Source organism: Nitrosomonas sp. ANs5 (genome assembly GCF_050584665.1).
Classification (GTDB): domain Bacteria; phylum Pseudomonadota; class Gammaproteobacteria; order Burkholderiales; family Nitrosomonadaceae; genus Nitrosomonas.
In genome coordinates this window covers 1-8,017 of record NZ_JBEUDO010000081.1, presented here as the reverse complement: position 1 = coordinate 8,017, position 8,017 = coordinate 1, and the positions used below count along the sequence as shown (strand labels likewise).

Here is an 8,017-nt window from a genome sequence, read left to right as displayed (position 1 = left end):
TCCCGCCCATCGAAAGTGCAATCAATCTGAGCGGACGGCTGATGGGCACTTGCTCGCGTAACGCTTCGGTCATAGCAGCGATTGTGCTGGGGCTCGTGACTTGATACATGCGGCCATTGCCGGGAATATCCGGCGTCATGATCGTCGCAGAGGGAAACTGCTGCTGCAGCTTCCCGGTAAAACATCCCCAGTGTGTGGCCTCGCGCAACAGACCACGGATCAAAACGAAATGTGCGCCATTCATTATGCGTACCAAAGCGCCAGCGCTCGTTGCTCCAGTTGCAGCGCGTCACTTTTATTGAGCCAACTTTCATACGACAAAGTTGCGTGCAACAAGAACTCCATGAGGATCAAATGACTTCTCAGCACTCGATTAAGCCGGTGCGGCTTAATTGGGTGATACAAACCCAGCAATTGGCGCAATTGCAGTGGATACTTGCGTATCCATCGCCACGAACCCATTTCAAGGGTCAATGGCAAAAAAATGTTGTTGCCCGCCAATGATTGCAGATAAAGAAAATCCCATAGATCACCATGTACCAAATAGTGTTGGGATTGCGGCTCGAAGAGATAATCCTGATGGGGATAAGTCTGCATAAAGAGATCCCGCAAGCAACAAACTTCCTTTAGATGTTTAATCGGCTCAAGCCGGCTTCTGGCATAAGGAAACCATATCTGGTTACGGTAACCAAAACCAGAATGGCAATCCAGAACCAGACTGAACGGAGCGGGTAAAACTTCCCGCGTAATAAAGTCGCACAATGCCTGCGACTCGGGTTGCATGGCTTCAGAAGCTTTTCCCCGGTACCATGGCAAAAAAGATGAAATGCGATGTCCGCCTGCAAGCCAGATTGTTTTTTCATGACTGTCTACCGGCGCATTGCGCATCAAGTCGACGCCCCGGCCATTGGCGCGGGTATAGTTGAGCATGCCCACCGGATTAACCAGCGGCAAAACATTGATGTGTACCCGTTGCAACATATCATTCAAAACCCGATCCCACTTCAGACGCTCCAGCAGGCCTTCCAGAAAAGCGATCACCACTTGCGTACCGATACGCTCCAGACCATGAACACCCGCAACATAGGTCATACATGGCAAATCTTGCGCGCTGTTTCCAAGCGTAAGGGCGTAAATTGGCAGCATGCCATCACCACTGGCAACGTGACAGAGCACTTTGCTGCGCAAATGTGCTTTATCGCTCACCTGGATGATGGCCTCAATTTGCTGGAGCTCGGGAAATGACTGCTTCAGAAGCGGATTGTCATGCATTTATATACGATCATTTAAATTCTGTTTACGGCGATCTTACTCGGGCCAGCAAGCGCTATCAATGATGCGTCGCCTGCCCGTCTCATTTTGATGCTGAAAGCGCGCACCTCGTCCTGTGGCCTATAAACTGCGAATTTCAGCCCGTACAACCGAGATTTCCAAGCTTGAGAAACACGACCTCAAACAAAAATTCCATTTTAATTCCTGGCGGGCACGTCCATAATGAAAAAGCGAACATTGTCTAACCGCAAGACAAGGAGTCATCATGGATTTGGAAATAGGCAAACTGGATGCATTAAAATTTTTGACAAAACAGTACATTAGCAATGCCTGGCTTGCTCTCGGCATACATTTGGTGGTACTCGGGTGGTTGCTTTCATCTCAGCAAATACAGGTGCTGATAACAGAAGAACTGTTCATACAAATCGGCTTGACATGTGCGTTGTTACTGCTCGAGTGCCTGCGCTGGTTTGTAAACTGGCCCATTCATCGCCGTATAAGATTTCTTGAAATGGAAGTGGCGGCAAAAACCAGCACAGCGCTTGCGCAGGCCTATACCATCAAACTCTACAGATTTATCTGTAATGAACTGTTGATTTGCTTGTTAACGGTTTTTGCAATCACCTTCATCTGGCTTTATCCCTATTTATAGCGCAGAAGTCTGCAGGTTCACATATCCCCGGATCGACTACACCACAACATTTTTGCCATGGCAATAACCGGGCATGCATGCAAACACCATTGCCACCGCCTGAGCGCGTCTGACGGAAACAGGCAGGGAATCAGGCCGAGAATCAAGAAAACAAGAATTAAAATTCTCGATTCCAGACATGATCATAGTCTTTTATCTTGACAGTTTATAGCGGGAGTATGAGGTGGTTGAAGTTTGAGTAAACCGGGGTGTATGTGTTAACTCAAGATCTGACCCTTATTGTTGTTGTTGTGACCCTTATTGTTGCTTTTGATTACGGAGTCATGGCTTGTTCCGACATGGACTTTCACCGTGCTGTTTATGCGCCTTCGCAGGCGCACTTGGGATTCATTGCATTCACCCCAACCTACGGGCTGTTACGGCAAACGGTCAGGCACGATCGGAAATCCATCCACTCCGCCCCCCTTGATTCAGCTTTTGATCAAAAAACCTCACTTAGGTGTAGGTGTAGATTGCTCAAAAGAGATCTTGAGGTGTGTGCCAGTGGCTTGCGCAATACGTTGCAGCGTTTTTATCGTTGTGTTGTCTGCGCCACTCTCAAGGCGTGCAACAAGAGATTGTTTAGCTCTTAATCTTTTGGCCAACTCAGATTGTGTCAATCCCGCCAAATTCCTGGCCTTAATAATTGCAGAAGCAATTTCAAATTCCTCAGTTATTGCCTCAAAATCAGCTTTATAACTAGGGTCATTAAGCCATTTCCTGTGGAGTTCATTTACTTTAGTCATTGCTCAATCTCCTGTGCTCTTTTTAGGGCTAGCTTGATATCTCTGCGAGACATTTTTTGCGTTTTCTTTACAAAAACACGCACCACAACTACTCGCTTGGGCTTGACTGTTACATACAGTGCACGAGAAATTCCATCTTTCCCTTTCATACGGATCTCCCATAAAACATCTTCAACATGTTTTATGTAAGGCTGGCGCACATTTTGTAAGCCATGTATCTCAATCAGTTGACTGATCCAAACAAATCTCGCCCTCATATCAGTGGGTAAGGCTTCAAGCTCTTCGTCAACGGTTTTATCTAATGTTTCAACAGTCCATGCCATAGTCAAATATAACATATATGTTATAAACTCAAAAGATTCTTTAATCGCGACTACATATTAATCGGCCGTGAGAATTCCTTAATCAATGTAATCAATGGGCCAGATATGATTGTAAATCGATTTACTCCGACCCCTTTAATCTCCTGTCAACAACCGGGCATCCATGCAAACACCATTGCCACCGCCTGAGCGCGTCTGACGGAAACAGGCAGGGAATCAGGCCGAGAATCAAGAAAACAAGAATTAAAATTCTCGATTCCAGACATAATCATATGTCTTTTATCTTGACAGTTTATAACTGGAGCTGAAGTTTCACGCTTTTTTATCGACCTGACCCTTATTGTTGCTTTTGATTACGGAGTCATGGCTTATTCCGACACGGACTTTCACCGTACTGTTTATGCGCCTTCGCAGGCGCACTTGGGATTCATTGCATTCATCCCAACCTGATTCAGCCATTTTAGAATACCTGTGTTGCAGGAAAGCAGGATATGTTTTAATGTAACGAATCCTTACCGGGATTAATCCTATGCACCAAATAGCTAAATTAACAAACAAAGGCCAAATTACCGTACCCGCTGAAGTCCGGAAAGCGCTGCATCTGAAATCTGGCGACACACTCGCCTGGGAAGTACAGGAAAATGGAAAAATCATCGTCTACAGGGTGGAAGCAGTCGATGTGGACTACCTTGGCGCATTAAACGACACGCTATCTGAATGGAACAGCGCTGAAGATGACGAAGCTTACCGCAATCTGTAACCGCTTTGATATTGTAAAGATTCCTTTTCCATTTACTGACCGGCAGGCGCACAAGAACAGACCTGCGGTTATCATTTCATCAGCTCAATCGTTTAACCAGCTTATCGGCCACAGCATCATGGCAATGATCACCTCCGCTCAACACACGCCCTGGCCGCTTGACACACCTATTAATGATTTGGATAGCGCCGGCCTGCCAGCGGCATCCATCATTCGTTTAAAGCTTTTTACACTGGATCATCGTCTCATTATTGACACTTTAGGCCACTTGTCCGCAAAGGATGCACTGGTTTTCAACAAAAATCTGACCGCACTTTTCAGCGATTCATAAACCATAACCATCCTGCATACCCCGCCAGGGCGCTGACAATCCGCCATACAAGTTGGAGCTTATTGTCACGCTCCCCAACCCGCTACCCCAACACAAACCGCAAAAAATCACTGTCCGCCGCGCACGAGCCGAACGTGGGCGCCGTCGGTCTTACCGTAGATGTCGTCATGGCCACTGTGGAAGTTCAGGAGCCACGCGCCATTCACGCTACCGGCATACGGGGACGCAGACCAGAACCAGTTCAAATTACGGTAACAGTTTACTAAATATACTATTTAGCATCATGTTCCTTCTTCTTTGGCCCGCGTTTTTGAGGCTTTAGTGTCTTGCCGATCAATCTTTCCAACCTATCCATCCACTCGTCGCTGCCCAAAGGTCGCCCTGTCGTCTCTGACTGCCGAAGGCGTTTGAATCTTGCCTCATCGTCAGTAGAGTCTTCAAGGAGAGCAGCGAAGTCCCCATAGCGTTCAAGAATAGGCGAAACATTAACCAGTTTATCGTCCCTTCCCGAAAGATGGGCAGCGACACTTGACCACTGCCAGTCTTGCGCTTGCCGCACAAGTTTTGCGCGCACCGGATTCAGAGAAACGTAGCGAACTGCATTGAACAGATGGCCTTCATCCATCACAACCGATCCAAAGCGCCCTTGCCATAAATGCCCAGTCGTTCTCATGCGTGCATTGATATAGCCTGTATAGCGTCGATGAGCATCAGCAAAAGTGTCACGTAAGCCATCCTTGTCTGACGGCACGGCGATAAGATGGACATGGTTGGGCATGAGGCAGTAGCACCAGATATCTGTCTTGGCCTTAATGGCCGCCTCGCTGAGCAAGTCGATATAGAGCATGTAGTCTTCGTCCTCAAAGAAGACTCGATTTCGCCGGTTTCCACGCTGGGTAACGTGGTGAGGATGACCGGGTACAACGATACGGGGTAAGCGAGACATGCGCCAATAGTGACATAATTAGTTCATTTGGTAAACTGTCATCGTAATACCACAATCTTGGCATAAAGCACGCTTTCGTTCATTGTCTCAACATTGCGTAGGATAGATTATTGACTATAGCAACAAAAGACTTGACCCCGTGCTTGTGTAGGCTATGCCCGAGCATTTGGCGTAGCGTTCGATGCTGATTGACCAGTTCGTAAAGGCGGTCGTAGTCGATATTCAGGTCCAGGCGTAATACGCCACAGACCAGGATGTTCCATAGCGTCATGCCAGGGCGGCCATTGCGCTTGTTCACTTCGGGTGCAATGTCACTTTCCAGCAGGGCAAAAACTGCTTCGCGCAACGGTACGTTTATGTACAGGTGCTGCAACCCGCGCAGTATCTTCGGTATGTCGTCTCGGGACCGTAAATCAAATTTGATTTCCGATATGTCGATTTCACCTAATTTCATCTGGGCATTTTGAACTACGCGCATGAGGCACTCGATTCGAATGAAGTGGGTTTCTTGAAGCAGGTATTTTCTCAAACTATAGTCGAAGTTTGAGGTTTTTATGGCCAAAAATCTACTAAAACGGGCTATTTATGGCAGTTTTGGCCAGAATTCCGCAAATCTTCTTTACTAAAATCAGGTGCAACAAGTTGTTTTATAATCAGACAATGAGTTTTCGGGCAGACACTACTTACGAGAAGGAATAAACTGTGCATAGGATCACCAAGACTCACCTTGACAGCTTTGTAAAGAGCCATGGGTATGAGCAACTGGCAGAGTCAAAGCAATTCGAGCTGTTTGTAAATTACTCAGTCTTGGCTGCTAGGTTAGTTAATACTTATGAGCTTGACGACGTTACCTCGAGCGAGGCTGATGATGGGATCGATGGCGTGGCCATCATAATTGATGAAGAGTTGGTTATCTCATCAGAGGATGCTGAGGCTTGTTTTAGCACTGGAAGGAAGAACCATGACGTAGAGGTTGTCTTCATTCAGGCAAAAACGAGCGAAGGTTTTGATCTAGGAGACTTCCTTAAATTCAAAGAGGCGATTCTTCGATTCTCAACTTCAGACAATTATGAATCTAACGATTCTGTACAAAACAATGCTCGCGAAATATTTGATGTGATATTGAGTAATGTTCCAAAAATCAGAGGCGGAAAACCAAATATAACTGCAAGATTCGTCACTACTGGAATCTATAGAAATCCCAATGCATTAGAAGATGCAAAAAAGGACTTTCTGAGACAGCTAACCGATCTAGGCTATTTTGGAAGTGTGGACATAGATTTTCTTGGAAGGGATGAAATAACTAATCTCTGGATAAGCACTTATGAGACTGTTACCTCAGAGATCGAGATGTTCAGCAATGCCGCACTTCCAAAGATCCATGGGATAGATGAAGCCTACCTTGCAGTTGTTAAGGCAAAAGATCTCGTTGATAACCTTCTTCTAAATGATGATGGAAATCTTAGGGCTCATGTATTTCAAGAAAATGTCAGAGCGTTTCTTGGCATCGAGAATCCAGTCAATGAATCCATAGCAAAAACTCTCGACGAAGCAAATCAATCCACAAGGTTTCCTGTCCTTAATAATGGAATTACAATTGTAAGCCCTGACGTAAGAGTTCAAGGTAGCGTTTTGCATCTTGAGAATTTCCAGATAGTAAATGGCTGCCAGACATCAAATGTGTTGTTTGAGTGCAGAGAGAGCCTAAACGATTCGGTGATGGTTAACCTGAAGGTTGTCGAAACCTCAAATGAAGACGTTTTCGCTGACTTGGTTCGTGCTACAAACAGCCAGTCAAAAGTTGATGAAACACAGTTTTTATCGCTTCGTCCAGTAGTAAAAAGGGTAGAAGAATATTTCAATACTTTTGAAGGGCAGGATGGGCGCTTATATTTTGAGCGTAGAGACAGACAGTATGTAGGTCGAGATATACCAGCAGTACGAACTTTCAATGTTAATGTTGCGGCTAAAGCCGTTGCTTCTATGTTCTTTGAGCGTCCAGACCTTGCATATCGCTATCCGAAGCAAATGTATGATCAGCTAGGGGATCAGATTTTCTCTGATGATACAAAAGAATCTGTTTTTTATGCGGCATGCCTCTCTCTTTACAGGTTGCATTTATTGGTGGCAAGTGCGGATATACCTCAGAATATGCGGAAGTATAAGTGGCATATCCTTGTTCTAGTCAGGGCGCTCGTGGCAGGAAAAGAAGTCTTTAAGATCAATTCCAAAAAAATGGAAACATATACTGGAAAGTTGATTTCAAGCTTTTCTAAGCACGGCGCATCTGTGTTAGACCCATTTAATGAAGCAATCGGTATTATTCAGTCTTTCGAGAATCTCACAGATGATCGATTGAAGCGCCAAGCGGTACTAGACGAAATGTTGGCTAAAGTTTAGCTAACAAATGGCTGTTGCCGGACGCGCCTGCGCTGGCGCTCCGGTGCGCCGCAAAGCCAACGCGTTAGGATCACAAAAACAAAGGAGAATTTATATGGCAAATCAATTTAATATAGGCGACATCGTCCAGCTTAAGTCCGGCGGGCCAAAGATGACTGTAACCAAAGTTCAGGATAAACATGTATCAACTACATGGTTTGCTGGTAGCAAAAAAGAAGATGGCATATTTCCACTGGAAGCCATTGTGATTTTTGAAGAAAAAGGGAAATGAGAACATGCCCACAACAGCTAAGGATGTCGCTCAATGGATGCTTGATGAGATTAATAACGGAAACTATCTCTACCAAGAACAAGCCGCCTATACCATTTTCGAAATGTTTGGTGATGACTTCGTTTACTACAATGACAACGGCAACTTGGCTATTGAGAAAAAAGTCCTCAACGCATTTAGGACGTTGACGGATGACTCAGTGGTGTGGTCAAGAAGCGAGAAAATGTGGCGGCTCAGAGAAGATTATGACGAACCAGGACGAATGCAGTACTAAGCC

11 protein-coding genes and 1 pseudogene are annotated in these 8,017 nt (G+C 45.6%); 6 read left to right on the top strand and 6 right to left on the bottom strand.

Annotation, left to right across the window (positions count from 1 at the left end; all coding sequences use genetic code 11):
• Both ABTW62_RS13030 and ABTW62_RS13025 read right to left on the bottom strand, forming a co-directional pair.
• A partial coding sequence (locus ABTW62_RS13030; RefSeq protein WP_430905007.1) for an alpha/beta fold hydrolase occupies window positions 1-244 on the bottom strand: 244 nt, incomplete at its 3' end.
• Window positions 244-1,272 carry a M14 family zinc carboxypeptidase gene (locus tag ABTW62_RS13025; protein WP_430905006.1) on the bottom strand — a complete coding sequence of 343 codons (1,029 nt, stop codon included), beginning with the start codon at window positions 1,270-1,272 and terminating at the stop codon, window positions 244-246. The genes ABTW62_RS13030 and ABTW62_RS13025, both read right to left, overlap by 1 nt.
• A gap of 265 nt (window positions 1,273-1,537) precedes the next feature.
• Here ABTW62_RS13025 and ABTW62_RS13020 point away from each other — a divergent pair, with 265 nt between their 5' ends.
• Window positions 1,538-1,924, top strand: a complete 387-nt coding sequence (locus ABTW62_RS13020; RefSeq protein ID WP_430905005.1) for a hypothetical protein — start codon at window positions 1,538-1,540, stop codon at window positions 1,922-1,924.
• Window positions 1,925-2,415: 491 nt separating this feature from the next.
• On the opposite strand, the gene ABTW62_RS13015 is transcribed toward ABTW62_RS13020, so the two are convergent.
• The gene (locus ABTW62_RS13015) at window positions 2,416-2,709 is read right to left on the bottom strand and encodes a helix-turn-helix domain-containing protein (protein ID WP_430905004.1); all 294 of its coding nucleotides are present in this window, start codon (window positions 2,707-2,709) and stop codon (window positions 2,416-2,418) included.
• Window positions 2,706-3,032 (bottom strand): type II toxin-antitoxin system RelE/ParE family toxin, encoded by a 327-nt coding sequence (locus tag ABTW62_RS13010; protein WP_430905003.1) that lies wholly within the window; start codon window positions 3,030-3,032, stop codon window positions 2,706-2,708. The genes ABTW62_RS13015 and ABTW62_RS13010 overlap by 4 nt, the downstream gene beginning before the upstream one ends.
• 529 nt (window positions 3,033-3,561) lie before the next feature.
• Here ABTW62_RS13010 and ABTW62_RS13005 point away from each other — a divergent pair.
• Window positions 3,562-3,792, top strand: coding sequence for an AbrB/MazE/SpoVT family DNA-binding domain-containing protein (locus tag ABTW62_RS13005; RefSeq protein ID WP_430905002.1), 231 nt, complete (start codon window positions 3,562-3,564; stop codon window positions 3,790-3,792).
• A complete protein-coding gene (locus ABTW62_RS13000; RefSeq protein ID WP_430905001.1) occupies window positions 3,767-4,123 on the top strand; it encodes a type II toxin-antitoxin system PemK/MazF family toxin in 357 nt (118 codons plus the stop codon). Before ABTW62_RS13005 ends, ABTW62_RS13000 begins: the two co-directional genes overlap by 26 nt.
• A gap of 271 nt (window positions 4,124-4,394) precedes the next feature.
• Here ABTW62_RS13000 and ABTW62_RS12995 read toward each other — a convergent pair whose 3' ends face one another.
• A complete protein-coding gene (locus tag ABTW62_RS12995; protein WP_430905000.1) occupies window positions 4,395-5,069 on the bottom strand; it encodes a transposase in 675 nt (224 codons plus the stop codon).
• Window positions 5,070-5,220: 151 nt separating this feature from the next.
• Window positions 5,221-5,547, bottom strand: a pseudogene (locus ABTW62_RS12990) (ISNCY family transposase); the annotation flags it as partial.
• A gap of 224 nt (window positions 5,548-5,771) precedes the next feature.
• Here ABTW62_RS12990 and ABTW62_RS12985 point away from each other — a divergent pair.
• The 3 genes from ABTW62_RS12985 to ABTW62_RS12975 are packed head-to-tail and all read left to right on the top strand — an operon-like array spanning window position 5,772 to window position 8,014.
• Window positions 5,772-7,469, top strand: coding sequence for an AIPR family protein (locus ABTW62_RS12985; RefSeq protein WP_430904999.1), 1,698 nt, complete (start codon window positions 5,772-5,774; stop codon window positions 7,467-7,469).
• A gap of 7 nt (window positions 7,470-7,476) precedes the next feature.
• Window positions 7,477-7,740, top strand: a complete 264-nt coding sequence (locus ABTW62_RS12980) for a YodC family protein (RefSeq protein ID WP_430904998.1) — start codon at window positions 7,477-7,479, stop codon at window positions 7,738-7,740.
• 4 nt (window positions 7,741-7,744) lie between these two features.
• Entirely contained in the window at window positions 7,745-8,014 is a 270-nt protein-coding gene (locus ABTW62_RS12975) for a DUF6953 family protein (RefSeq protein WP_430904997.1), read from the top strand.
• Window positions 8,015-8,017: the final 3 nt, after the last annotated feature.

Coding starts and splice junctions, on each gene's coding strand:
- ABTW62_RS13025 (WP_430905006.1), bottom strand. CDS start 1,272: ATGCATGACAATCCGCTTCTGAAGCAGTCATTTCCCGAGCTCCAGCAA.
- ABTW62_RS13020 (WP_430905005.1), top strand. CDS start 1,538: ATGGATTTGGAAATAGGCAAACTGGATGCATTAAAATTTTTGACAAAA.
- ABTW62_RS13015 (WP_430905004.1), bottom strand. CDS start 2,709: ATGACTAAAGTAAATGAACTCCACAGGAAATGGCTTAATGACCCTAGT.
- ABTW62_RS13010 (WP_430905003.1), bottom strand. CDS start 3,032: ATGGCATGGACTGTTGAAACATTAGATAAAACCGTTGACGAAGAGCTT.
- ABTW62_RS13005 (WP_430905002.1), top strand. CDS start 3,562: ATGCACCAAATAGCTAAATTAACAAACAAAGGCCAAATTACCGTACCC.
- ABTW62_RS13000 (WP_430905001.1), top strand. CDS start 3,767: ATGACGAAGCTTACCGCAATCTGTAACCGCTTTGATATTGTAAAGATT.
- ABTW62_RS12995 (WP_430905000.1), bottom strand. CDS start 5,069: ATGTCTCGCTTACCCCGTATCGTTGTACCCGGTCATCCTCACCACGTT.
- ABTW62_RS12980 (WP_430904998.1), top strand. CDS start 7,477: ATGGCTGTTGCCGGACGCGCCTGCGCTGGCGCTCCGGTGCGCCGCAAA.
- ABTW62_RS12975 (WP_430904997.1), top strand. CDS start 7,745: ATGCCCACAACAGCTAAGGATGTCGCTCAATGGATGCTTGATGAGATT.